Annotated in this window: 23 protein-coding genes; 11 read left to right on the top strand and 12 right to left on the bottom strand. The window is 43.6% G+C overall.

Features of this window, described 5'->3' with window-relative positions; genetic code table 11:
• Nucleotides 1-3 precede the first annotated feature (3 nt).
• From ABIB50_RS06300 to ABIB50_RS06290, 3 genes are read left to right on the top strand one after another with little or no spacing between them, the layout of a single operon-like run.
• Nucleotides 4-1,458, top strand: a complete 1,455-nt coding sequence (locus tag ABIB50_RS06300) for a sulfatase family protein (RefSeq protein WP_429378196.1) — start codon at nt 4-6, stop codon at nt 1,456-1,458.
• 54 nt (nt 1,459-1,512) lie between these two features.
• Nucleotides 1,513-3,213 (top strand): arylsulfatase, encoded by a 1,701-nt coding sequence (locus ABIB50_RS06295; protein ID WP_429378194.1) that lies wholly within the window; start codon nt 1,513-1,515, stop codon nt 3,211-3,213.
• Between the two features lie 9 nt (nt 3,214-3,222).
• Entirely contained in the window at nt 3,223-4,371 is a 1,149-nt protein-coding gene (locus ABIB50_RS06290; RefSeq protein ID WP_429378192.1) for a formylglycine-generating enzyme family protein, read from the top strand.
• An 8-nt stretch (nt 4,372-4,379) separates the two neighbouring features.
• Here the strand turns inward: ABIB50_RS06290 and ABIB50_RS06285 are convergent, their stop codons facing one another.
• Together ABIB50_RS06285 and ABIB50_RS06280 are read right to left on the bottom strand one after the other, a co-directional pair.
• Entirely contained in the window at nt 4,380-4,619 is a 240-nt protein-coding gene (locus ABIB50_RS06285; RefSeq protein ID WP_429378191.1) for a hypothetical protein, read from the bottom strand.
• Between the two features lie 45 nt (nt 4,620-4,664).
• On the bottom strand, nt 4,665-5,675 hold the full coding sequence (locus ABIB50_RS06280) for a hypothetical protein (RefSeq protein WP_429378189.1): 1,011 nt from the start codon (nt 5,673-5,675) through the stop codon (nt 4,665-4,667).
• Nucleotides 5,676-5,968: 293 nt separating this feature from the next.
• Here ABIB50_RS06280 and ABIB50_RS06275 point away from each other — a divergent pair, with 293 nt between their 5' ends.
• The 6 genes from ABIB50_RS06275 to ABIB50_RS06250 are packed head-to-tail and all read left to right on the top strand — an operon-like array spanning nt 5,969 to nt 12,909.
• The gene (locus ABIB50_RS06275; RefSeq protein WP_429378188.1) at nt 5,969-6,652 is read left to right on the top strand and encodes a TolC family protein; all 684 of its coding nucleotides are present in this window, start codon (nt 5,969-5,971) and stop codon (nt 6,650-6,652) included.
• Nucleotides 6,653-8,809 carry an exopolysaccharide transport family protein gene (locus ABIB50_RS06270; protein WP_429378186.1) on the top strand — a complete coding sequence of 719 codons (2,157 nt, stop codon included), beginning with the start codon at nt 6,653-6,655 and terminating at the stop codon, nt 8,807-8,809.
• A 17-nt stretch (nt 8,810-8,826) separates the two neighbouring features.
• Nucleotides 8,827-9,999: a glycosyltransferase gene (locus tag ABIB50_RS06265; protein ID WP_429378184.1), complete on the top strand. Its 1,173-nt coding sequence runs from the start codon at nt 8,827-8,829 to the stop codon at nt 9,997-9,999.
• The gene (locus ABIB50_RS06260) at nt 9,996-10,145 is read left to right on the top strand and encodes a hypothetical protein (RefSeq protein ID WP_429378182.1); all 150 of its coding nucleotides are present in this window, start codon (nt 9,996-9,998) and stop codon (nt 10,143-10,145) included. Before ABIB50_RS06265 ends, ABIB50_RS06260 begins: the two co-directional genes overlap by 4 nt.
• A complete protein-coding gene (locus ABIB50_RS06255) occupies nt 10,145-11,671 on the top strand; it encodes an O-antigen ligase family protein (protein ID WP_429378180.1) in 1,527 nt (508 codons plus the stop codon). The genes ABIB50_RS06260 and ABIB50_RS06255 overlap by 1 nt, the downstream gene beginning before the upstream one ends.
• 11 nt (nt 11,672-11,682) lie before the next feature.
• Entirely contained in the window at nt 11,683-12,909 is a 1,227-nt protein-coding gene (locus tag ABIB50_RS06250) for a glycosyltransferase (RefSeq protein ID WP_429378177.1), read from the top strand.
• On the opposite strand, the gene ABIB50_RS06245 is transcribed toward ABIB50_RS06250, so the two are convergent.
• Genes ABIB50_RS06245 through ABIB50_RS06230 form a run of 4 tightly spaced genes read right to left on the bottom strand, consistent with a single transcriptional unit; the run spans nt 12,899 to nt 16,772 of the window.
• Complete coding sequence (locus ABIB50_RS06245) at nt 12,899-14,584, bottom strand: GMC oxidoreductase (RefSeq protein ID WP_429378176.1); 1,686 nt, start codon at nt 14,582-14,584, stop codon at nt 12,899-12,901. The genes ABIB50_RS06250 and ABIB50_RS06245 overlap by 11 nt on opposite strands.
• A gap of 19 nt (nt 14,585-14,603) precedes the next feature.
• On the bottom strand, nt 14,604-15,176 hold the full coding sequence (locus ABIB50_RS06240; protein ID WP_429378174.1) for a gluconate 2-dehydrogenase subunit 3 family protein: 573 nt from the start codon (nt 15,174-15,176) through the stop codon (nt 14,604-14,606).
• A 15-nt stretch (nt 15,177-15,191) separates the two neighbouring features.
• Nucleotides 15,192-15,977, bottom strand: coding sequence for a glycosyltransferase family 2 protein (locus tag ABIB50_RS06235; RefSeq protein WP_429378172.1), 786 nt, complete (start codon nt 15,975-15,977; stop codon nt 15,192-15,194).
• Nucleotides 15,978-16,772, bottom strand: coding sequence for a glycosyltransferase (locus ABIB50_RS06230; protein ID WP_429378170.1), 795 nt, complete (start codon nt 16,770-16,772; stop codon nt 15,978-15,980).
• Nucleotides 16,773-16,847: 75 nt separating this feature from the next.
• Here ABIB50_RS06230 and ABIB50_RS06225 point away from each other — a divergent pair, with 75 nt between their 5' ends.
• Entirely contained in the window at nt 16,848-18,191 is a 1,344-nt protein-coding gene (locus ABIB50_RS06225; protein WP_429378168.1) for an oligosaccharide flippase family protein, read from the top strand.
• Nucleotides 18,192-18,203: 12 nt separating this feature from the next.
• Here the strand turns inward: ABIB50_RS06225 and ABIB50_RS06220 are convergent, their stop codons facing one another.
• The gene (locus ABIB50_RS06220) at nt 18,204-19,316 is read right to left on the bottom strand and encodes an acyltransferase family protein (protein WP_429378167.1); all 1,113 of its coding nucleotides are present in this window, start codon (nt 19,314-19,316) and stop codon (nt 18,204-18,206) included.
• 114 nt (nt 19,317-19,430) lie between these two features.
• Between ABIB50_RS06220 and ABIB50_RS06215 the strand changes: the two genes are divergently transcribed.
• Nucleotides 19,431-20,282 (top strand): beta-1,6-N-acetylglucosaminyltransferase, encoded by an 852-nt coding sequence (locus tag ABIB50_RS06215; protein WP_429378165.1) that lies wholly within the window; start codon nt 19,431-19,433, stop codon nt 20,280-20,282.
• On the opposite strand, the gene ABIB50_RS06210 is transcribed toward ABIB50_RS06215, so the two are convergent.
• The 5 genes from ABIB50_RS06210 to ABIB50_RS06190 are packed head-to-tail and all read right to left on the bottom strand — an operon-like array spanning nt 20,279 to nt 23,930.
• Nucleotides 20,279-20,611: an STAS domain-containing protein gene (locus ABIB50_RS06210; protein ID WP_429378163.1), complete on the bottom strand. Its 333-nt coding sequence runs from the start codon at nt 20,609-20,611 to the stop codon at nt 20,279-20,281. The two genes, ABIB50_RS06215 and ABIB50_RS06210, sit on opposite strands and share 4 nt — an antisense overlap.
• A 46-nt stretch (nt 20,612-20,657) precedes the next feature.
• Nucleotides 20,658-21,203, bottom strand: a complete 546-nt coding sequence (locus tag ABIB50_RS06205; RefSeq protein WP_429378161.1) for a hypothetical protein — start codon at nt 21,201-21,203, stop codon at nt 20,658-20,660.
• 16 nt (nt 21,204-21,219) lie between these two features.
• Nucleotides 21,220-21,837, bottom strand: a complete 618-nt coding sequence (locus ABIB50_RS06200) for an acyltransferase (RefSeq protein ID WP_429378159.1) — start codon at nt 21,835-21,837, stop codon at nt 21,220-21,222.
• Entirely contained in the window at nt 21,838-23,013 is a 1,176-nt protein-coding gene (locus ABIB50_RS06195) for a glycosyltransferase family 2 protein (RefSeq protein ID WP_429378157.1), read from the bottom strand.
• Nucleotides 23,010-23,930 carry a glycosyltransferase family 2 protein gene (locus tag ABIB50_RS06190; RefSeq protein WP_429378155.1) on the bottom strand — a complete coding sequence of 307 codons (921 nt, stop codon included), beginning with the start codon at nt 23,928-23,930 and terminating at the stop codon, nt 23,010-23,012. The genes ABIB50_RS06195 and ABIB50_RS06190 overlap by 4 nt, the downstream gene beginning before the upstream one ends.
• Between the last annotated feature and the right edge of the window lie 42 nt (nt 23,931-23,972).

Genomic DNA, 23,972 nt, shown 5'->3' with positions numbered 1-23,972 from the left:
GTTATGACGATATTTAATAAAAAAAATGGGGTAAAAGCGGTGCTTATCTGGGTAATACTGGTAAGTTCTGGCGCATTATTGGCGCTAAAACCATCGCTATCAATAAAACCTGCAAAACAAAAAGACCGCCGCCCCAACATCGTATTTATAATGGCTGATGATTTGACCATGACCGATATCGGTCCTTTCGGTAGCACGCAGGTACATACACCAAATATGGACAGGCTTGCCCGCGAGGGTGTTTGTTTGGATGGTATGTTTAACATGGTGCCGGTTTGTTCGCCAACCCGGCAGTCGCTTTTAACAGGTATCGGACCAGTGCGCAGCGGTGCTTATCCTAACCATACGATGATCTATAAAGGTATTAAAACGCTGCCTTACTACTTAAAACAGTTAGGTTATAACGCGGCCATAATTGGCAAAAGACATTATGCGCCCGATGAGTCGTATCCATTTGACTTTTTAGGCGGACGAGAACATGACGATGGTTCGGGTATAGATGTCGACTTAAGTAAAGCCGAAGATTGGGTGAAGACACATACCGATAAACCCTTCTACTTAATGTTTACCAGTAACCAGCCGCACGAGCCTTATACCCGCGGCAATCAATCGGCTTATGATCCTGATAAAGTAAAACTCGGCCCAAACATGGTTGATACCAAGCTTACCCGTCGCCGAATGGCAAAATACTTTGCAGAAATAACTTATCTGGATAGTCTTATAGGCGTTACTTTAGATATTGTTAAGCGCACCGGCCAGGAGGATAATACTATAATCATGTTCGTTACCGAGCAGGGCAACTCGTTCCCATTCTCTAAATGGACGTTGTATGACCAGGGCCTGCATTCAGGCTTTATTGCTAAATGGCCGGGTAAAATTAAGCCGGGAACCCGTAACCCTGCCATGCTGGAATATATCGATATCACCCCAACGCTGATAGACATTATAGGCGGTGACCCTACCAAAATAAACACCGGATCAAAAGACGGCAATGGCAAAACGGGCTTTGATGGCGTCAGCTTTAAGAAAGTATTGCTGGGACAAGAAACCCATGTGCGCGACTATGTTTTTGCCGAACACACTACCCGTGGCATTATACAGGGCAGCGATAATTACCCGAGCCGTTCTGCGCGTAATAAGCAGTTTTTGTACATTCATAACTTAAACTTTAAAGCGACCTTTAAGAATACGGTAGTAAACATGCCGTTTTTTAAGGAGTGGAAACAAACGGATCCTGCCCGCTCTGCCTTTTACCAAGTGCGCCCGGAGTTTGAGCTGTATGATGTGGTTAATGATCCATTCAACCTGAAAAACCTGGCTGACGATCCTAAATACACATCTGTAAAAACAGACTTGCAGGCCAAGTTAACCACCTTTATGAAACAGCAAAACGACAAGGGTATAGAAACAGAAATGCAGGCTTTAACCCGCCAGCCCAAAAACGGCGCCGACGATTAATGCATAAGTAATTAGTAAATAAATAATAAATTAGGCGCTTCATAACCTATTGCCATGAAATATAATAAACTGTACCTGTTGCTGCCGGTTGTTGGCGCGTCTGTAGCGTTACTGGCCTGGACGGTAAAGCCAAAGGCACCTCCCGCTCCAAAGCGGCCAAACATTATCGTTATACTGGCCGATGATATGGGCTTTAGCGATGCGGGCTGTTATGGGGGCGAGATCAATACGCCCAGCATTAATTACCTGGCGCAAAACGGTATAAGGTTTACTACTTTTTATAATGCTTCGCGATGCTGCCCAACAAGGGCTTCATTGCTTACCGGTTTGTATAATCACCAGGCGGGTATAGGTAAAATGAGTGACGAAGAAGATGCACCTGGCTACCTGGGCCACCTTACAGATAATGCCGTAACCCTTGCCGAGGTTTTAAAAACGGCCGGCTACCATACTGCCATGTCGGGCAAGTGGCATGTGTCAAACACGCCTGGACAGCCTGATGCGCAGGAGCAGTTGGCCTGGTTAAATCATCATAAAGAATACCCGGAGTTTTCACCCATCAGCCAGTATCCAACCAGCCGTGGGTTTGAAAAATATTTTGGAACGATTTGGGGAGTGGTTGATTTTTTTGATCCGTTCAGTTTAGTGAGCGGCACCAAGCCTATCACCAGCGTACCAAAAAACTATTATCATACCGATGCTATAAATGATACCGCGGTAGCTTATATTAACGGCTACTCTAAATCAAAACAACCCTTCTTTTTATACGTAGCCGAGAACGCCCCGCACTGGCCGCTGCATGCCAAGCCGGAAGATATAGCCAAATATAAAGACACCTACAAAGGTGGCTGGGATGCTATCCGCGAAGCGCGATATCAAAAAATGATAAAGCTGGGGCTCATCGATCCTAAAACAACCAAACTATCGCAACGTTGGAATGATAACCTGAAATGGGAGAACAACCATGATAAAGATTACGACGCTCAATTGATGGCCGTACACGCAGCCATGATAGATTGTATGGACCAGGGCATAGGCCGCATTATTGCTGCCTTACGTAAAAATGGCCAGCTGGATAATACACTGATCGTATTCTTATCAGACAACGGTGCCAGTGCCGAAAGCGCACCAGGGTACGGCCCTGGCTTTGACCGCCCGAGCGAAACCCGCGACGGCCGCAAGATCAGTTACTCATTAAAGAAGGATAATGTACCGGGGTCAGAGTTAGTGTACTCATCAATAGGACAGCGTTGGGCCAATGTGGCTAATACGCCGTATCGCTTATGGAAAGCCGAGTCATACGAAGGCGGGGCGCATACGCCGATGATCGCATTTTGGCCAAAAGGTATAACTGCGCCCAAAGGCAGTTTCAGCAAACAAGTCGGCCACGTGATGGATTTCATGACTACTTTCAATGAGCTGGCAGGTGCTGTTTACCCTGCAACTTACAAAGGCAACGCTATCCCGGCAACACCGGGGATTAGCCTGGTTCCGTCATTTGAGGGAAAGGCCGCTGTCGGTCACCAGGAATTGTTTAACGAGCATTTCCAGGCGCGTTATGCCCGATCCGGCGATTGGAAAATCGTGTCAACAAATGACCATGTTTGGCACCTGTTTAACCTTGCCGAAGACCGCACAGAAACAACCGACTTAAAAGACCAATATCCCGATAAGGTAAAAGAATTAGATGGCTTATGGCAAACCTGGGCCACCACACATATGGTATTGCCTAAACCGGGTCAACGTAAAAAGTAATTAGCGACAATGATATTTAACAGAGGGGCAGGATTTAGGTGTGCTATAGTCGGTTTATTGGCTATCGCGACATCGTGTAAACAAAAGACCGCGCCGGTGGTGAAAAAGCCGGTTCCGGTAGCGGCCAAAGGTAAATCGGCAGTATGCTGCGAGTCTAATATCCCGGCGCGTTTCCCGGGGCTGGCCGGTTCTGGCAATGGCAAGACTTTGGACGACCACTTGCATAAAGGCATGGTTTGGATAAAGGCCGGCACATTTGGCATGGGCGGCGATAACAAGCAAGCCGGGCCGGATGAATACCCTAAGCACAAGGTATCTGTAGATGGTTTCTGGATGGATGCCACCGAAGTTACAAATGCCCAGTTTGTAGCGTTTGTAAAGGCCACCCATTACGTTACTACCGCCGAGAAAAAACCCGACTGGGAAGAAATGAAAAAGCAAGTTCCGCCGGGGACACCGAAGCCGGATGAAAGCCTGTTGGTTGCGGCCTCATTGATATTTAGCCAGCCAAATCATCCCGTTAATTTAAACGATTACAGCCAATGGTGGAGCTGGGCAAAAGGCGCAGACTGGAGGCATCCGCACGGCTCCCAAAGCAATATCAAAGGCAAGGAGAACTACCCGGTGGTACACATCTCCTGGTTTGATGCGGTAGCCTATTGTAAATGGGCCGGCAAGCGCCTACCTACCGAAGCTGAATGGGAATGGGCAGCACGCGGCGGTTTAAATAACGAGATCTACCCATGGGGCAATGAACCCGTTGATGCCGGCGCGCCAAAAGCCAATACCTGGCAGGGTGATTTCCCCAGCAAAAACACGCTGAAGGATAAGTTCTTCCTTGCTGCACCCGTTAAATCATTTAAGCCTAATGGCTATGGCCTTTATGATATGGCCGGTAATGTTTGGGAGTGGTGCGCTGACTATTATAAGAACGACTACTACGCTTCCATCAACAGATCGGGCGGGGTGAGCAACCCGCAGGGGCCGGCCGATAGTTACGACCCTGATGAGCCTTACGCCAAAAAGCGCGTTATCCGTGGCGGCTCATTTTTATGTAACGATAGCTATTGCTCTGGCTACCGTGTTGCCCGCCGGATGAAAAGCACCGAAGACAGCGGCATGGAACACCTCGGTTTCAGGTGTGTGCAGGATAAATAAATTTACTATCAGGAATTCTGGAAATCATCAAAATCATCAAACACAAACTCGCCGTCATCTTCCTGTAGGCGGCCTGCATCAAATGCTACACCCTCTAAATTGAATATCATTTTAGAAATAACTTCTGCCTGGTCTTCTATTTCCTTCTCAATATTTTCAACGTCATCGTTTTGCAGGGCAACTACAATTTTCTCCTTTAAAACGTTTAAATTTTCTCTTATAATTTCCTTAACATCGGTTTGTTCCATGATAGCTACTATTTAAGTCCGAAGGTACGATTTTAGTATAGCGCTTTATAATCGATACCCACCCACTTCCAGCCGCTCGCCCCAGGTAAGGATTAGGCTTTTGGCGGGGTCCAATCCTTTTATTTTATTATAGGTGTATTGGTAGCTCCATCGCCATTTATCAACGGCATGGCCCAGTTCCATTACGTGGTCGTAAATGGTTACATCGGGCTTTACGCGGGCGACTGATTGTCCGGTATTTATAGCATTTTCTATATGCAGTATAAACAGGTTGATATGACGGGTAGGGTTTAGTTCTTCTAACGTCCGCGAATCGCCAATATGGTAAATTGTATAGTTATTTGCCGATGGGCCGCAGTTAATTTGGGCCACTATTACCGGTACGTCGGCTTGCTTATTCATGGTAAAACGCACGTTTACTCCACCAAAGTTAAACTCGCGGGTGGTGTCAATCAGGGTGCCTTTTTTGTAGAACGGGGTGTAAACCTTTTTGCCGGCCGCCACCATCGCATCTAAAAAAATGGTGTTGTTATGGTCGCCATGAATGTGCGACACCACGGCAAAGTCCAACATATCAACCAACTGCTCGCTACCGCGCTGGTTAAGATCAAGCGCGAAACAGGCATCCTTGGTTTTTACAATGTAGCCCATATTGTATAGTTTCCATATCACGGCACCATGCGTAACTTTGGTTGATACGATATCGGCGACTGACTGCTCCACTGCTTTATTCAGATAATATAATACCGGGTATGACTTCTCCATGGCCGCAGCCAGCAGCGGATCCGTTTTCCAATACCGGTGATAATCGCCCCAGGTTTTATCGCTTAGCTCAAAGCCGTACGTGTCAAATGCTTTAGTTTTGGCCCAACGCGTAGTAAAGTTAGCGCCGTCCGCAGCGGGTGGATTTTGACGGAACCACGTGAACAGCGAATCCATTTCCCGGAAACTTATATCGTCCGCCTTTTTAACTGTTTGCGCCGTCAACCCAAATGGCAGAGCGTAAAGCAGTATAGTTAGCAATAAGGTTAATCTTAACAGGCGGGCATTTTTCATGGACGGATTTTAATTTATAAACTTAGCTATCTCCGCTTAAATTTACTGTTAGATTTTTGTTCAAAAAAAGAAATAATACCACCATTTGAACTTCAATACCGCCTGATGAATTACGACCATATGCTCAATGGCATAATCAAAAGTTTTGCTAAGATTTTCAATAAGACCATTTTAGCTACCATCAATAACTCAAATTGGAAATAAACGTACAATTAAAGGACTGAAGCCAACAATAAAACAATATCTTTATAATTAAAGTTTGTTATAAGACCCTATAAACGATCATTACATAAATGCACTTTAAAAAAAGATTTTTACTGCTTTTCCTGATGATAAGCTTGCGCAGCGTGGCGCAGGAAACCATTATACAAGATCTTGCTGCCGATACTTATATCAATAAGCTGGTTGATACCGCTATGAAAAACTATCCCCGGTTACGCACTTATCAATATCGTATCGAGGGTGCTAAAGCCAATGTCTCAAAAACTAAAGCTTCATGGCTTGATGCGTTGACAGTTTCATATGTATATCAACCCGGCACAACCACTATCGATCCTGTAAACCCAACAACAAGTTATTTTAAAGGCTTGCAGGCAGGCGTATTCTTAAACGTGGGTACTTTAATAGCAAAACCGGCGCAGATACGACAGGCAAAACTGGAAACTGCTGTTATAAGCAGTGAGCTTGACGAATATCGTGTAACTTTAACAACCGAGGTTAAAAAACGATACTACTTGTACCTGCAGCGGGTTGCCGAACTTAAATTGCAGATAAGGGCCACAACAGAAACCGGAAACTCATTAAAAGACTTTAAATTTAAGTTTGAAAAGGGCGAGGAGACTTTTGACTCTTATAATAAAGTACAAATACAGTACAGCGAACATCAGCAAACAAAGATACAGGCCGAGGCTAATGTTTTTATCGCGAAAGCAGACCTGGAAGAATTGCTTGGGACCAAGTTAGAAAATGTGAAGTAAATGGAAATTGGCAATTTTCTTAAGGTAATTAAAAAACATAAGTTCACACTTGTGCTGGTACCGATATTTGCGGTTATCATAGCCTATTTTTTGGTTCGCAACCAGCCCGATGTTTATTCATCCCAGGCGAAATTGGCCACAGGGATAGTTGATCAGACGCAGAGTATATTAAGCGAGGTCGCTGATCTGCAGGAGTCGAAAATAAACCAGCAGTTTAGCAATCTCATAGAGATGATCAAATCCAAAAGGATGCTTGATCAGCTTAGCTATAAATTGATCATACATGATCTTACCAGCAACAAGCCTTATCGTAAGCCCAGCGTATTGTTCACCCAGTTAAACGCAAGCGCAAGGCAACACGCGTTAGAAACCTATACCAATCTTTATAATAAAAGGCAGGCGCTGTCTTTGTTTAACCCTGATCAAAATGGGTTGCACAAGCTGCTTGAGTCGATGAAATATGATGACCAATCGATACTGAGATCCTTATTGGTATATCGTGTGCAGAGCAGCGATTATATTAACGTTCAGTTTGATTCTGAGGGGTCAGAGCTTTCCGCAGTAGTGGTAAATACTTTGTGTGCAGAGTTTATAAATTATTATAGTTTATTAGTTAAGGAGAACCAGCGCAAGGCTGTAGACTTTTTAGGTAACTTATTAAAGGTTAAGGAAGATACTTTAAACGCAAAAATGGCGGCGTTAAAGCAATACAAAATAAAAAATCATGTATTGAACCTTAACGAGAAGGCAAAAAGCTTATACGGGCAAATGGCCGATTTTGAAACCCGGCGCGAAGAGGCAGAGCGAAACGCGCATGCCACGGAGTCGGCTATCAACAGTATTGATAAAAAATTTGACCCTGCAGACCGCCAGTATGTAGAAAGTAATAAAGTAGCAGCGGCCCAAAAAATGTTGAGTACCCGTACACAACTACAAGCCGCAACAGATGCATACGTGCAAAACAATTTTGATGCCCGCTATAAACGGAGGGTGGACTCACTTAACAACGTTATCACTGAGCAATTAGGCGATCTATCAGACCGGTATATCCTTAGCCCGTTATCCACAAAAAAAGATCTGGTCGATCAAAAATTGCAGTTACAACTGCAAAATCAATTATCCAAAAACAGTAGCGGGGCTATTAACAAAGAGATTGATCGTTTAAATTCAAAATTTGACGCGCTTGTACCGCATGAGGCCGCAACACAGGCATTAGAGAGCGCCATAGACATTGCCAGCAAGGAATATTTGGAGATACTGCAAAAGTACAACCAGGCCAGCATGGAGTCCAGTTTTTCCACCCAATTAAGGATAATAGAAATAGCCGAGCCGGGTACTGCACAGCCTTCAAAAAAGATGTTATTGGTTATCATCAGCGGCGTGGTGAGTTTTGTTTTTTGCATTGCGGTGTTATTCATCCTGTTCTTTTTTGATTATAGCGTAAAAAACGCCTATGAACTGGCAGATCAAACCGAAACACCCGTATTGGGATATATTAATCTGCTAAGAAATAAAGAAATTGACCTTAAAGCGCTCTGGTACGATCATAGAACAACGGACGAGACCCGCAACCTGCGTAACCTCGTGCAATCACTGCGTTTTGAAATAGAGACCGAAATGGGCGATAGCCAGGTATTGCTCATTAACAGCATTGAAAAAGACGCGGGAAAAAGCTTTATTGCTATTAACCTGGCATATGCCTTCGCATCAGTCAACAAAAAGGTATTAGTTATTGATGGTAACTTTAGCGACCCTGGTATCTCGGGGTTCACAAAAACGCAATTTTACCTGGAAGACCTGTTGCCCCACGTACTCGATAAATCATTTATGGCTAATGACACGCCGATAAGGGTGATAGGTAACAAAGGCGGCGACTACTCGCTGCTTGAAATAGGTGGCAAACAGATAGTGACCGAAAAGATAGCAGCCTTAAAGACCATGTTTGACGTGATCATAATAGAAGCTTCTGCGCTGGATACGCTTAACCTATCGAAAGAGTGGGTGCAGTTTTCGGATAAAATAATAACCGTATTCGAGGCAGGGCATAATATCACCGAAAAATATAAACGGCACATCCAATATCTTAAAAAGCAAAATGGTCAGTTTATTGGCTGGATAATCAATCTTGTACGGCCAGAAACAGGCGAAGACAATTAATAACTTAAGTAGTGGTTATGACAGTGCTATCCACCATTTGGATCATATTTCAACTAATTATCGGGTACAATTTAGTGTTGCCATTGGTAATTTATTTAATCGCTGTTATCCGGCCCGAGAGCAACACCAGGATAAGCCCAACGGTCGCAGATTACGCTATCCTAGTTACCGCATATGAGCAGGCAACTCATATCCCGGCGGTAGTAAGTTCTATCCTTAGCCTTAACTATCAAAATTACCTGATTTATATCGTTGCCGATAAATGCGGCGATGCCGAATTGAATTTTACAGACGAGCGCGTTATCGTACTGCGCCCGGAAACCACGCTGGCAAGCAATACCCGGTCTCATTTTTACGCTATTAAAAACTTTGCCCGTGCGCATGACCGATTGACCATCATTGACAGTGACAACTTGCTTGATCCCGAATATCTGAACGAGTTAAACCTGATGTTTGACCAGGGGTATATAGCGGTACAGGGCTTGCGCGATGCAAAGAACCTGGATACCACCTACGCTTGTTTAGATGCGGCGCGCGATATCTATTATCATTTTTATGACGGTAAAATATTGTTCAAGGCCGGTTCGTCCGCTACGCTGGCGGGATCTGGCATGGCCTTTATTACTAACCTGTATGTAGAATGCCTTGGCCAGCGCGATATAGTAGGTGCCGGCTTTGATAAAGTATTGCAGGCAGAGATCGTAAGCCGCAATGTACGTATCGCATTCGCAGAAAAAGCGATCGTGTATGACGAGAAGACCAGCAATACCGATCAATTGGTCAATCAGCGTTCACGATGGATAAACACCTGGTTCAAATATTTTTCGCTGGGCTTTTCACTTATCGCCAAAGGCATTACTAATTTTAGCTGGAACCAGCTGTTATTTGGCCTGGTATTATTGAGGCCGCCTTTGTTTATTTTTTTATTATTGTCGGCAAGCTGTTTGTTCGTTGACATTTTCGTAAGCCCCGAAACAGCGCTATTTTGGGTTGCCGGCTTTGTTTTATTTATTGGCGGATTTTGCTTTGCATTGCTCAGCTCACATACAGATAAGCGCATCTATCGTTCGCTGATCAATATCCCTAAGTTCATGTTTTTCCAGGTATTGTCTTTATTAAAGGCGCGCAAGGCAAATGAGCGGTCGGTAGCTACCAAACATCATTATATACAACCCGATGAGAAGCTATGAGGATAGATCCCGCCGACGAAGTTGTTAAAAAGAAAGAACTGGATGAACAAAATAAACTTAAAATCCAAAGCGTAACCCGCATTGTTGCTTTAGTGGTGGCGTTTATTAGTACGTTTTTTTTCATCATTAAAATATTATTTTTATAGTGACCGACCCAATCCCATCATCAGGAAATATCATGAGCCTATCAAAAAAAGGCAAGGGTTTTTGGTGGAATTTTAAAAAGCGTTTCCTGATCGAAAAGCTGTACAGCCCCATAGGCCTAACGCTGCTGGCCTTACTGGCCGGTGTTATAGCCGTTGGTGTAGCCAAATTTGGGGTTATATTCGGCGCGCTTGTTTTAGGTATAACGGTAGTGCTCCCATCAATTTATTGCATAGTAGCATTCCCCCGATTTGGTATAATTGTACTAATTATAGTGGCATACTTGCTGTTTTATTTTGGCAGGCTGGGTATTGAAGGACCGATGGGGGTAGTAGCCGATGGCATTCAGGCGCTGCTTATACTTGGCACATTATGGAGGCTACGGCGCCATAATGATTGGGAAATATTGAAAGGACCAGTCAGCACCATTATACTCATCTGGATTGGCTATAACATATTACAACTTGGCAACCCAAGCGCGGTATCAAGATTAGCCTGGCTTTACACTATCCGTTCTGTGGCTATTGTAATGTTTAGTTATTTTGTATTTGTATACCACATCCGTTCAATTAAATATGTAAGACTGATATTTAAGATCTGGCTTGCCCTTAGTTTATATGCCGCGCTATATGGAATGAAACAGGAATACATAGGCTTTTCGGCCGCCGAGGACGCCTATCTGCACTCGGACCCTGAAATAGCCGGGCTATTGTTTATAGCCGGGCACTGGCGCAAGTTCTCCATATTTTCTGACCCGGTTGCGTTTGCTTATAACATGAGCATGGCAGCCACTTTTTGTATTGCCTTAATAGCCGGCAAATTCCCCGGCTGGAAAAAAACAATACTGGCTATACTCACTGTTATGTTTTTGGTAGCTATGCTGTTTTCGGGTACCAGGGGCGCCTACGTGTTAGTGCCGGCGGCTTTATTCCTGTTCGCAATTTTAAATTACAATAAAAAAGTGCTGATGTTTACCTGTGTTGCAGCAGTTTTTTTCGTGATGCTGATAAACGTACCCACCGGCGATCCAAACCTGCTTCGGTTCCAGACAGCATTTAAACCTAATGATGATCCATCCTACAAACTGCGCAAGTATAACCAAAAACGTATTCAGCCTTATATTTTAACACACCCTATTGGTTTTGGCCTTGGCGCAGTGGGCGGCTGGGGTAAGAGGTTTGGCGACGGCGGCATAGTGTCGCAGTTTCAGCCCGATAGCGGTTATGTCCGCACGGCTGTGGAGCTTGGCCCCATTGGGCTCATCATTTTTTGTATCATGATGTTTATCGTGATGAAAACCGGTATCGATAACTTTTATCGAGTCAAGGACCCTGAAATTAAGACCTATATTTTAGGGATAACCATGGTGATTTTCGCTTATAACATCGCTAACTTTCCGCAAGAGGCACTGGTACAATTTCCATCTAACGTGCTTTTCTCGTTAGACATGGCCATGCTTACCATTTTATATAGGTTGGATAAGCAGAAACAAGAAGAGTTGGCAATCCAAACAACAACGCAAATTTAAATCTATAGGCAATGGCTGTTGAACCGATCATTAAAAACAGGGATATTATAGTAGTTGGCCAGCAACCATGGGATGTTGAGATAGGCAGTAATTGCAAAAATATTGCCCAGGAGTTTAGCAAGCATAACCGGGTGCTGTACGTCAATTCGCCTTTAGACCGCATCAACAGGATAAAGTATAAGAACGAACCAAGGATTAAAAAGCGGATAGATGTAATCAACAAAAAGGCCGATAGCATTGTGCTTATACAGGATAACCTCTGGAATTATTTTCCTGATGAGATGATCGAGTCCATCAATTGGATAAAAAACGATACTGTTTATAATTTCCTTAATAAAATTAATAATAAGCGCTTTGCCCGCTCAATTGCAAAAGCTATCAAGCAATTGGGTTTTGAGAATGTGATACTGTTTAATGATAACGATATCTTCAGGTGCTTTTATTTGAAGGAATTGTTGAAGCCGGCTATCAGTATTTATTACTCGCGCGACTTTTTATTGTCTGTTGATTACTGGAAATTGCATGGCAAAAAACTTGAACCCGAACTGATCAGGAAAAGCGATCTCTGCACGGCTAATTCAACCTACCTGGCTAATTATTGCAGGCAGTACAACCCCAATTCGTTTTACGTAGGCCAGGGTTGCGATCTGGAGGTATTTACCAATAAGCAGGACCTGCCCTTACCGGCAGATGTGGCCAAGTTAAAAAGCCCCGTTATTGGCTATGTAGGAGCGCTGCAAAGTATCCGGCTCAACCTGGATCTGCTGGCTTACGTAGCCCGGCAAAAACCAGAGTGGAGCATAGTGCTGGTAGGCCCTGAAGACGATGAATTTAAGGTAAGCGAGCTGCACCAGATCAATAATATCCATTTTTTGGGGAGCAAAGACCCTGATTCGTTGGCAGCCTATATTAACTCGTTTGATGTTTGCCTGAATCCCCAGGTAGTAAACCAGGTTACCATTGGCAACTACCCACGCAAAATTGATGAATACCTGGCTATGGGTAAACCGGTAGTAGCAACCCGTACCGAAGGCATGAGCGTGTTTGAGCAACACACCTATCTTGGCGAAACACAAGAGGATTACGTAACATTAATCGAAAAAGCCTTAGCCGAAGATTCGGCAGAGGAACGACAGGAACGCATAGCATTTGCCGCTACCCATACTTGGGAGAATAATGTAAAGGAAATTTATAAAGCGATTAACCAGGTGGAAAGCGAGCCTCAAACTAACTCCTAAATATTCCCTTCTTCAATTCATTCACCGCAAAATCGCAGGCCCTGGCGGTAAGCGCCATATAGGTAAGCGATGGATTCTGGCTGGCAGATGAAGTCATACAGCTACCATCCGTAACAAACACATTTTTTACAGCATGTAACTGGTTATTGCCATTCAATACGGATGTTTTAGGGTCGTGCCCCATGCGTGCGGTGCCCATTTCGTGTACAGTGCTGCCCCCTGGCTTGCCGTAATTAAAGGTTTCAATATCAGTAAAGCCGGCTGCTTCCAACATCTCACCGGATGACTTTTTTATATCATCCATCATTTTAGCCTCATTGTCTTTAAACGAGAAATCAACGTTGATGAGCGGCAGGCCCCATTTATCCTTTGCTATTGGGTTCAGGCTGATCTGGTTATCATGATACGGCAGACATTCGCCCCAGCCGGCCATCCAAACCGTCCACGGGCCGGGAGTGGTAATTTGCTTTTTAAAATCCTCGCCGAAGCCGCTGCCCTGCATAGTATCCGGCCACTCCGAACGCTCGCCGTGGCCCTGTATATTAAAACCGCGGGTATAACCCAAGCCTTCATCGGCTTTCAGGTTTCGGTAACGGGGTATAAGGAAGCCGCAGGGCCGTCTGCCTTTATAATAACTGTCCTTAAAATCGTGGTGTTTGCCTGAGGCACCTGCCGATGAATGGTGATCCATCAGGTTATGGCCCAGCTCGCCGCTGTCATTGCCCATCCCGTTAGGAAATCTATGTGATTTGGAGTTTAACAAGATCCCCGCCGTAGCAATAGTTGACGCGTTAAGGAAAATGATTTTTGCATTGTATTCAAAACTTTGGTGGGTTTCGGCATCAATTACCCTAACGCCCTTTGCACGCTGCCTGGCATCATTATACAAAACCTCGGCTACGATAGAGAAAGGCCGCAGCGTTAAATTACCGGTAGCCATAGCTGCCGGAATGGTTGAGCTGTTACTGCTAAAGTAACCGCCAAACGGACAGCCGCGCGAGCATAAATTGCGGTACATGCATGGGCCACGGTTATCCCAACCTCTGCTCAGATTAGCTACCCGGGCTATAGTTAATAAGCGGTCAGGATGGTTTTTTCGGATAGAACCATTAAGGTGATTTTCGATACAATTAAGTTCTAATGCGGGTAGAAACTCGCCGTCAGGCAACTGGTGCAGGCTTTCTTTTTTACCACTAACGCCAATGTAACGTTCAACATAACTGTACCAGGGGGCAATGTCTTTGTAGCGGATGGGCCAGTCGGCCCCTATGCCCTCCTTTAAGTTGGCTTCAAAATCAAGGTCGCTAAAGCGGTAGCATTGCCTGCCCCAGGTTAATGACCGGCCGCCTACCTGGTAGCCACGGTACCAGTTAAAAGGTTTATCCTGTATATATGGATGATCGGTATCATTCACATAAAAATGCGCGTTACCGGCGTTGCTTCCTGTTGATTGGATTGGGCTTTGCGCTTTAAACTGCGGGGTATTGTTAAGTCTGTATTCAAAATCCCACGGGTTAAGGTTGGCAGTTGGATAATCCTTAATATGCTCCACGTTTCGGCCACGCTCAAGCAGTAGTGTTTTTAATCCTTTTTTACAAAGCTCCATCGCCGCCCAGCCCCCGCTAATGCCCGAACCAACAACTATTGCATCAAATGTATTGGTAGCATCGCTCATTGAACTTTGTATTAAACTATTATTTGGTTGCCCAGGCTAACTGGTTCTTTTGTAAAGGGATGCATGCCTGATAGACTCCCGGTATATAATCATAAGCCATGCCCTTTGTCGCCCCTAAAAAGGAGGTGGCATATCCCTCAACTGTTAAATCACGCAGTTGATTAAAGAATGATGCGCCCAAAAACTTTCTTCTCGCCTTGTTTAAAATATTAATAGAATACGTGCCTTTATTTTCAAAATGCTTCAAGATCTCATTACGTTGCGCAACACTACATTTTACAAACGACTGCCGGTACTTTGAATTGGCATAATTCCCAACATCGGCTAACCCGGTCAAAAATATTTTTTGCGCCCTGGCGTCGGTATTTTCAATTACCATCTTAGTAATATAATCTTCAACCTTGCAATCTTTTGCCCCCGGTGTATTGGTGCGGGGGATAATAGTTTCGGCCAGTTCGGCCAGCAGTTGTTTTTTTTGCGGCAACTGGTTAAGCGGCAGTGGTTCGCCGTGTTTGAAAAACTCATACGTAACCCCCGAAACGCCCAGCGTAACCAATGCGAGGATGCTCTGAATGGCGGTTTTTCTTTTCATTGTTTATGAAGGTACTTATTTTCCGCCCGGTTTATGCGGCTTAAACAAAATCAAATCGGCTGTATGCTTTACATTGCGGTAGAAAGCCCTTACCAGGCTGATAAAAAAGTTTGAACTTTGCCTCAAATCGCTACGCGTCATAGTGCTGGGCTCGTCGGCCGAGTTTACCTGGTCAAAAAGGCCTTTAACATCTTCATATATCATTGCTTTCCCTTTATTTTTCAGGAACGATTTCGCCATAGTAAATTCTGTTTTATCCCCCTTTATTCCTTCGGGATATCTGCCGAATTTTTCAAAAAATGTACTGCGCCGCAAATGCGGGTGATCACTGTATACGTGGAACTTACGATAACCGGGGTACCATATTTTAAATATCATTTCAGAAAAGCCTTTCCTGAAAGGTTTCAGGTACGGATATTTAAAGTAGGCGTAAAATCTCACCATATCTATATCCTGGCGCTCATCCATTATATCAAGCGCGTCTTTTAAATGTTCGGCATAACCTGGCTTAGGGTCAAAATCTTCCTGAACGTACAGTGTATACGGGGTTTTAACAGCATCTTGTCCTTTATTGATATTATTACCCAGTCCTGCATTTTTTGGCACGGTGATCAAACGGAAGCCATATTGTTTTTCTATAGTTTTTAAGTAACCAACCTGTTCGGGTTTACTGCCATCATCCGATACAACGATATCGCCAAAAACTATTTCTTGCGCGGCAAAGCTCTTCAACAAGCGCTCAAGCGACTGGCTGCGGTTATAATGCGTAATAAGTAACGTGATCGATTTAAACTGTTCCATTTAGTAACGTTTAAAGAGTACATCAGCGGTCCACTTTAGCAACTTAAACTGCAGGTAAACTGCTCGTGCGGCAAGGCCAAATATATTTTTGCTCTCGCGCCATCCGGCACGCCCCATGGTGCTTGGCTCGTCAGACGAATTTTTCTGATAAAACATGGTAGTGAAATCATCAAATAAAATGCCCCGGCCTTTTTTCTGAATAAACGAGGCCGCCATGCTAAACTCTGTAAGGTCGCCTTTTATACCCTCTGGGTAGCGGCCAAATTTTTCAAAAAAGCTGCTGCGCCGCAGGTGTGGATGATCACTATACACATAAAACTTAAGATGGTTATGAGCTAATGGAGAAATCTTAAATATCATTTCAGAAAAGCCTTTACCGTATGGTTTTGTGTAAGGATATTTAAAATAAGCATAGAAGCGAGCTATATCCAGTTGCTTATCTTCTTCCATAAATTGAAGCGCATCTTTAAAATGCTCTGCGAATATATCGGTAGGTTCAAAGTCTTCCTGCACGTAAAGGGTATAGGGGGTTTTAACAGCGTCCTGGCCCTTGTTAATGTTATTACCTAGCCCTGCATTTTTTGGCGCTAATACCAGGTTAAAATTAAAGGCTTGCTGTAACTGTTCTAACTGCTTAATGGTTTCGGGGTTGCTGCCATCGTCTGACACAACTATACCACCGAAGGTGACTTTTAGCGCTTTAAATGCGTTTAACAAACGCTCTAACGATCTAACCCGGTTATAATGAGTAACTAATAAGGTAACATTTTTAAAAGCAATTTTTTCCTGTTCCATATCTTAGATAAATATGCCTATAAATAGTTAGCTTACACATTATTTGTTTTATATTGATTGATAATTTTACGTAAAATGTGGCGAAAAGTTGGTGACCTTATAAAAAACAAATACTTTCTGTCGTTGGCGGGCAATGTTATCATGTCTGGGTTGGGGTTGGTTACCATGACACTCATATACCGGTCCCTTACCAGATCCGATGCTGGTACATGGGTATTTTTTCAATCGGTGCTGTTATTGGTTGATACCGTAAGATCAGGGTTCCTGACCACTGCTTTCATTAAATTCTATTCGGGTGCTACTAAAGAGCGTACTGCCGAAGTAGCCGGTTCGGCCTGGTTCCTGGGAATGAGCGTGACTGGCCTGCTGGTGTTGGGGGGCCTGATATCGTACCCATTTTTAAATGATATTAAGGACGATGGCCTGTTATTGTTTTTTAAATGGTCGGGGCTGTATTATGCCTTTTCATTACCCTGGTTTTTGGCAACCTGCGTAATACAGGGCGAGCAGCAGTTCGGCAGGTTATTGAATATCAGGTTAAGCAACCAGGGCAGTTTTATCGTTTTTATTGTTGTGTTATTAGTAAGCGGTAAAATAACGCTGCAGTATGTTCTTTTTGCTTACCTGCTGTCAAACCTGATAACCAGTATATACGCGCTTGCAAAAGGCTGGACCCGTATCACCGACCTGGGACGACGCACTAAAGCCACCATAAAGGAGATATTCGATTTTGGAAAGTACAGTGTAGGTACTTCACTTAGCGCCAACATGTTCAGCACATCAGATACGTTTATCATCAACTTTGTGCTGGGTAAGCCCGCGCTGGCCATTTATAACCTGGGGCAAACGCTGATGCAACTGGTAGAGATACCTTTACGCAGCTTCTCATTAACTGCTATGCCCGAGCTGGCCGCCGCATATAATCAAAACGACCGCGCAGGCGTTATCAATATCATGAAAAAATATGCCGGTATGCTTTCGGTAATGCTGATACCGGCTGCGCTGATAGGCTGCGCGCTGGCCGATCTGCCTATAGCCCTGATAGGCGGCGGTAAATATGCCGGCACCGAAGCGGCCAACGTATTCAGGTTATTTTTAACTTTTGCTATTCTTTTCCCTCCCGACAGATTCTTTGCGCTGACGTTGGATGTGATCCATCAGCCTAAAATTAACTTTTATAAAGTATTAGTTATGCTGGCTGTAAATATTGGCGCTGATTTGGCCGGGGTTTATTTAACGCATAGTGTATACGGTATTGCATTCGCAACTATTATGCCGATACTAACCGGTGCTATTATTGGCTTTTGGGCGCTGAACAGGTATAGCCGGTTTACTTTCGGCAGTATCTTTAAAGTGGGTTATTTAGAAAGTTTGGCACTGCTAAAGACGATTCGCAATAAAGCGAAAATGCAAGGTTAGAACGCGATGTAATTACCAGATCCACCAGCGCTTTTTACCCTGTTGCTTATCTGAGTAATTAAATCGCATTTCGATATGCTTGAAAGTCCAGGCCGATAGGAAATAGATCAATGCGTAGTTCACAATAAACAGGTAGGCGTAAGCCGATGGCGGAAGTTTCAATACACGGATAAATACTACGTTGAACAAACTCAATATCAGTGTGTGGATCATGTAGATGGAATAGGAGTATTTGCCTGTAGCATGCAAAAAGCCCGATTTCTTCATCAGCCCTGATACCCACCCCTTCTCAAAAGCGAACACCAGGATCGTAATAAAAAACACAGCCTCGAATATAAAGCCGTAACTTTTAAAATAATCGCCGTTGCAAACAAGCACGATATTCAATGTAATAAATGTTATCTCCAGAAAACTGAATAGCCCTTTACCCAATATTTGTAACCGGTCCTTACAAGTATTAAAGGTATGAAGGCAGACTACACCGAGCGAAAACCCCATTATACCACGCAAAAAGCCGTAATCAAAAGAGCGGGTTAGTTTAAAGCTGCCGGTAAGTAAATACATTGCAGTACCCGCAAGTATTGCAATAGCAAGATAGATAATAGTTTTTAAAGCGGATAAATTACAACGGTTGATAAATAGCATGGTAAAACCAAACACCACATAAGCTATCATTTCGGCGCTTATAGACCAGCTGGCTATGTTCCAGCTTACATCGTTTATCCCCGGAAACTTAACTGAGTTAACTAAAAAAAGGTTGGTTAAAAAGGTATAGATATTATTGCTTACGTTCTCAACTTTATTAACATGCACATAGCCGGATGCGCTGTGTTTTGACAGCTCGATCAACACAAATAATAGCAATACGATGATGTGAAGCGGATATAGCCGGAAGAATCTTTTCTTAAAAAAACGCTTTAACTCGGCCCCGGTTTTTATATGCTGATAGCTGTAGGCAATAACAAAACCGCTGAGTACGAAAAAAAAATCGACAAACATGTCGCTGTTATAAACAAACTCATTGTTGATGATGGGCGTAGCCGAAAAAGCGCTGAGGTGAAACAATACCACCAGGCTGGAAAATATCCCCCTAAAAATGTCCAGTACTGCAAATCGCTCTTTCATGAGGGTGCTATATTTTGATACTGGTAAATATAATTTAAACGTATACATATCCCTATTTTTATCTATCTATTTTACGCGTTAGGCCGTATACAAGTTGTATATTGTGTAATATATATGAAGCTTGTCCACCTTATTTTGGTCCATAACCAGCCGGCCCAGCTTGAACGCCTTATTAAGCGTTTGGCGCATCCGGATGCCGATGTTTACATCCACCTGGATAAGAAAACACCCATGCAGCAATTTCAACATTTACAACAGCTGCCTAATGTGTTTTTTGTGCAAGCCCGCGTTAAGGTTTACTGGGGATCATACAATATTGTACAGGCAACACTAAATGCTTTCAAAGAAATTTTCCAATCAGGAAAAACCTATCAGTTTGTTAATTTGCTAAGCGGCCAGGATTACCCGCTTACATCCGCAGTAAATATTCATCACTATTTAAGCGTCAACCAGGGCACGGCATTTATGAATTACCTGCTGTTTGACCCGGACTGGACCGAGGCGCTGGCACGCATACAAGAATATCACTTTAATAATCTGCAGATGAAGGGACGCTATACATTGCAAAAGCTGGTAAATACAATAATGCCCAGGCGTACGCTACCAAATGCACTGATATCCGTAGGTCGTTCACAATGGTTTACCATCCCTGCCGACCAGGTAAGATACATACTGGATTATTGGGAAAACAACCCACGATTGCGACGTTTTATTAAGCTGACATGGGCGCCTGATGAATTTATATTTCAGACCATTTTATATAACTCCAAATATAAAAACAAAATGGCAAATGATGATCTTCGGTATATCGATTGGTCGGATGGTGGGGTGAGCCCCAAAACACTGACAATAGCCGATGCCGAAGACTTATTGGCATCAGGGAAATTATTTGCGCGGAAGTTTGATCAGGAGAAGGATAGCGTTATTTTAGATCTACTGGATAATCATGCAGATGGATGGCGTTAATTAGCAACAGCTTCGTCAAAACTGCTGTATAGTTTAAATACCTTATCTAACCGCACCAAGGCAAACAGGTCTGCAATATCTTTACGTACGGCTACCAGTACTATATCCTGTTTCACCGACATTAAATGACGTAACACAGCCACCAATGCACCCAGGAACGAACTGTCTATATATTTCACGTTTTGCATATTAAGGATAATACGTTTTTGATGCGCCTCGAAAATTTGCAGCAGTTCGGCCTTGAATTCATCAGCGTTACTAAGATCGGCTTCCTGCAGATCAAGGCTCAACAACACGTTCCTTTCGTCTTCTTTAAATATACTGATCATATTCATTTTATTAATGAACGGTTAGCTTAATAGGTTATTACTATAATTATCTTGCGGCATGGTTTTTCTTATATAATGGGCGCATAAAAACATAAACGCCGGCAAATACAATTATAAGCGATATCAGGTCCATCAGCGTCACCCCGTTATCGCGGCTGAAATAAAATATAGTGAACATTTCAAAATATGGCGGGGCAGGCATTATGATCATGGCGAAACCGAGTGTGATCATAATAGCGCCTATCGCCATAAATATAAATTTATTGCTGCGCTCTATCTTTAAATATTGGGTTGACGCCTTACTGTTGAATTTATGTGACTCCAACAATACGCTGAACTCGTCGAGCAGCTCCTCTCTCGACGCATCGGCTTTTTCGCCAATAGCCTCGAATGCTTTAAGATCGTCGGCAGTTATTTTATCTTCAAATGCTGAATTAACTTTTGATCGGTATCGTTTAATGCTTTCGCTGTCAAAATCGCTTTCGGCCAATAAAGATATCAGTTCGTCAAGCTTTTTTTCCATAGCGATATGCTTATCGGCTACCGAACGCAGCTTATCTACCTGATCCTTATTATCGTGGTTAATTTCCAATACCCGCCTTATTAAATCAGTTTTTAACCGTTACCCATTCGTTTGCTGTAAAATCGTAGGTCTTAATCACCTTTGCCGGGTTACCGGCCGCTATTGAATAGGGTGGTATGCTTTTAGTTACCACCGCACCAGCCGCCACAACGCTGTGCTTACCAATGGTAACACCTGCTGTTATTACCGAGTTAGCTGCTATCCAGCAATCGTCTTCGACCGTTATTCGCGACACGATGGTTTTTTGTAAACTAATGGGTATGTTAACATCGCGGTATTCATGATTCAAGCCGCTGGCGACAATATTAGGCGCAAAAATTACATGGTTGCCAATAGTTACCGGGCCGATAATTACATTACCCACACCTATCAGGGTGTTATCCCCTATAAAAACATCCCCTACCCCATTGTTTATAGAGCAACGGTCTTCGATGGTCGACCTGCTCCCCAGGTTAAATTTATTAAATGGCAAAACATCCAGGCGCGCGCGCCCAATCTTACTACCCTTACCACGTTTGTGTACAAAAGGATTGATTAATAGCTTTACCCACAGGCGCGGCCTGGCTTCACCGGTTGGTATCAGCATCCAATGGACCAGTTTCTTCAATGCAGGATTGCTATTTATTTTTTCTTTAAGCCCCATTTAGTAAGATTGTTTTCTTTTGGCTTTTTCCCAGATAGCGCTTTGGTTACCACTAAGGTAACGGAAAATACCCCGTATCACCGCATAATTCATCATGCTGAAATAGTAAGGTATAAAAAAAATCTTGACTTTTATTTGCCGGGCCATCATTATCCAGCCTAAAACCGACATACCGTAGAAAGCTATTTGGCCCAAAAATATAACCTGATAAATAAATCCGCTGTCGCCTTTGCATATAATCACTATGTTCAATATCAATACCAATATCATTAAGAACGGCACTACCGTCCATCGCAATACGCGGTGGCTGATATACTGGAATGAAAGCAGCGGCAGCTTGAACGGCAGTAACAAACTTTTTAGCCAGATAATAGATTGCAGGCCGCCCGCAGCTATCCTGATCTTCCGTTTCAATTCTTCCTTTACATCTTCGGACGCTGTTTCTGAAGCGTACGCGTCAGGCTCATATACTATCTTATAGCCTTTTTGGGCAATCAACATCGAGATCATAAAATCATCAATAATGGCATTTGAAGGTACTGGCTGATACAATTCGGTCCGTACCGAAAACAACTCGCCGGCGGCACCCACTACCGAATACAATTCGGAATCCCAGGCCTTTAGCTTTGATTCATATTTCCAGTAAAAGCCTTCGCCTGCGGTAGCATCGGCGGCTTCGGTTGTGGCTACCCGTTTCTCGCCGGCCACTGCGCCCACCCTTGGGTCTGCATAATGGCGGCAGATATTTATCATTGCTTCAGCGTTTAAAAAAGTATTGGCATCGGTAAAAACTATAATATCAGTATCCACTGCGTCCTTGGCCCGGTGAACTGCTGCCATTTTACCCATGCGCGCATCACTATGCAAGTGTTTTATCTGCGGATATTTTGACACAATGTCCGCTGTGGCATCGGTTGACCCATCGGTAACAAAAATAAATTTAAGTTTATTGCCAGGATAGATCAACTCAAGTGTGTTCTGTATCTTTTGTTCAATAAAGGCCTCTTCGTTATAGGCAGCAACTATCAGGGTACAGGTAGGCAGGTTTACCGCCCCGGGCAAAACAGGTTTGCCAGCTATGGCCCTTTTTATTTTGATAAGAACGAACAGCAACAGGCCATAGCCTATAAAGGCGTAGAAAATTATGAACAGGCTTATCCAAAATGTTGCTATCATATTGTTTTTAGGGGATACCCAAGTTTTTTGCTAGTGGTTTTTTCAGTAATATTCCACCATATAGCTTTTAACAGCCATTTGATATAGTCGCGATGCCCGGATTTAATATAGTTCAAAATATTGCGTGGCGCTACTATACCGGTATAATAAATATAAAACAATATTCGTGCTACAGTCGGGGCATTTCGCCTTGTAAAAAGAATACGGTTACGGTTCATGAAAAATTCCTTTAATGCACTGTTCTTACCTACCGAAACGGACTCTTTATGATAAATGAGCGCGCCCGTTATTAGCCATACCTGGTAACCCGCCTTTTTTATATGGTCGCACCAATCCAGTTCTTCATAATACAGGAAAAAGTTTTCGGCCATAGGGCCGGCTTTTTCAATGCACAGTCTTCTTACCATCATAGCGGCGCCATGCGCATAACCGGTTTCGCCGGTCAGGTCATCATACTGGCCCTTGTCAATCTCAAATTGGCCTATGCACCTGTTACGCGCAGTAATATAGTTCATCGGGGTGTAGCCCATATATTGCAGTATATCAGGCTGATCAAAATACCTGATCTTAGGTGATACTATGCCAACGTTTTCATGCTCATCAAGCGCTTTAGTCAATGTTTCTGTCAGCCCCGGCGTAAACTCGGTATCATTATTCACAAAAAAAAGATAATCGCCTTTTGCCTGTGCTATACCTAAGTTATTACCACCGGCAAACCCCAGGTTATCGTCCGACCGGATGAACAGCACACCAGGATATTTTACTTTCCAACCGGGTACGGGGTTGTCTTTACTTCCGTTATCAACAACAATAATTTCAATATCCGGCAAAGTTATGGTTGAAAATATAGACGCTAAAAGCGCTTCAGTCACCGCGGGCTGATTGAAATTGACCGTAATGATGGAAACCCGTTTCATTAAATAATAGCGTTGTATTTATTACTATGTTTTACCCGGCTA

It is taken from the genome of Mucilaginibacter sp. UYCu711 (assembly GCF_050433825.1).
Taxonomy (GTDB): domain Bacteria; phylum Bacteroidota; class Bacteroidia; order Sphingobacteriales; family Sphingobacteriaceae; genus Mucilaginibacter.
The sequence above is the reverse complement of the archived record's forward strand: the minus strand, read 5'-3'. Positions and strand labels throughout refer to the sequence as shown.

Coding starts and splice junctions, on each gene's coding strand:
- ABIB50_RS06300 (WP_429378196.1), top strand. CDS start 4: ATGACGATATTTAATAAAAAAAATGGGGTAAAAGCGGTGCTTATCTGG.
- ABIB50_RS06295 (WP_429378194.1), top strand. CDS start 1,513: ATGAAATATAATAAACTGTACCTGTTGCTGCCGGTTGTTGGCGCGTCT.
- ABIB50_RS06290 (WP_429378192.1), top strand. CDS start 3,223: ATGATATTTAACAGAGGGGCAGGATTTAGGTGTGCTATAGTCGGTTTA.
- ABIB50_RS06285 (WP_429378191.1), bottom strand. CDS start 4,619: ATGGAACAAACCGATGTTAAGGAAATTATAAGAGAAAATTTAAACGTT.
- ABIB50_RS06280 (WP_429378189.1), bottom strand. CDS start 5,675: ATGAAAAATGCCCGCCTGTTAAGATTAACCTTATTGCTAACTATACTG.
- ABIB50_RS06275 (WP_429378188.1), top strand. CDS start 5,969: ATGCACTTTAAAAAAAGATTTTTACTGCTTTTCCTGATGATAAGCTTG.
- ABIB50_RS06270 (WP_429378186.1), top strand. CDS start 6,653: ATGGAAATTGGCAATTTTCTTAAGGTAATTAAAAAACATAAGTTCACA.
- ABIB50_RS06265 (WP_429378184.1), top strand. CDS start 8,827: ATGACAGTGCTATCCACCATTTGGATCATATTTCAACTAATTATCGGG.
- ABIB50_RS06260 (WP_429378182.1), top strand. CDS start 9,996: ATGAGGATAGATCCCGCCGACGAAGTTGTTAAAAAGAAAGAACTGGAT.
- ABIB50_RS06250 (WP_429378177.1), top strand. CDS start 11,683: ATGGCTGTTGAACCGATCATTAAAAACAGGGATATTATAGTAGTTGGC.
- ABIB50_RS06245 (WP_429378176.1), bottom strand. CDS start 14,584: ATGAGCGATGCTACCAATACATTTGATGCAATAGTTGTTGGTTCGGGC.
- ABIB50_RS06240 (WP_429378174.1), bottom strand. CDS start 15,176: ATGAAAAGAAAAACCGCCATTCAGAGCATCCTCGCATTGGTTACGCTG.
- ABIB50_RS06235 (WP_429378172.1), bottom strand. CDS start 15,977: ATGGAACAGTTTAAATCGATCACGTTACTTATTACGCATTATAACCGC.
- ABIB50_RS06230 (WP_429378170.1), bottom strand. CDS start 16,772: ATGGAACAGGAAAAAATTGCTTTTAAAAATGTTACCTTATTAGTTACT.
- ABIB50_RS06225 (WP_429378168.1), top strand. CDS start 16,848: ATGTGGCGAAAAGTTGGTGACCTTATAAAAAACAAATACTTTCTGTCG.
- ABIB50_RS06220 (WP_429378167.1), bottom strand. CDS start 19,316: ATGAAAGAGCGATTTGCAGTACTGGACATTTTTAGGGGGATATTTTCC.
- ABIB50_RS06215 (WP_429378165.1), top strand. CDS start 19,431: ATGAAGCTTGTCCACCTTATTTTGGTCCATAACCAGCCGGCCCAGCTT.
- ABIB50_RS06210 (WP_429378163.1), bottom strand. CDS start 20,611: ATGATCAGTATATTTAAAGAAGACGAAAGGAACGTGTTGTTGAGCCTT.
- ABIB50_RS06200 (WP_429378159.1), bottom strand. CDS start 21,837: ATGGGGCTTAAAGAAAAAATAAATAGCAATCCTGCATTGAAGAAACTG.
- ABIB50_RS06195 (WP_429378157.1), bottom strand. CDS start 23,013: ATGATAGCAACATTTTGGATAAGCCTGTTCATAATTTTCTACGCCTTT.
- ABIB50_RS06190 (WP_429378155.1), bottom strand. CDS start 23,930: ATGAAACGGGTTTCCATCATTACGGTCAATTTCAATCAGCCCGCGGTG.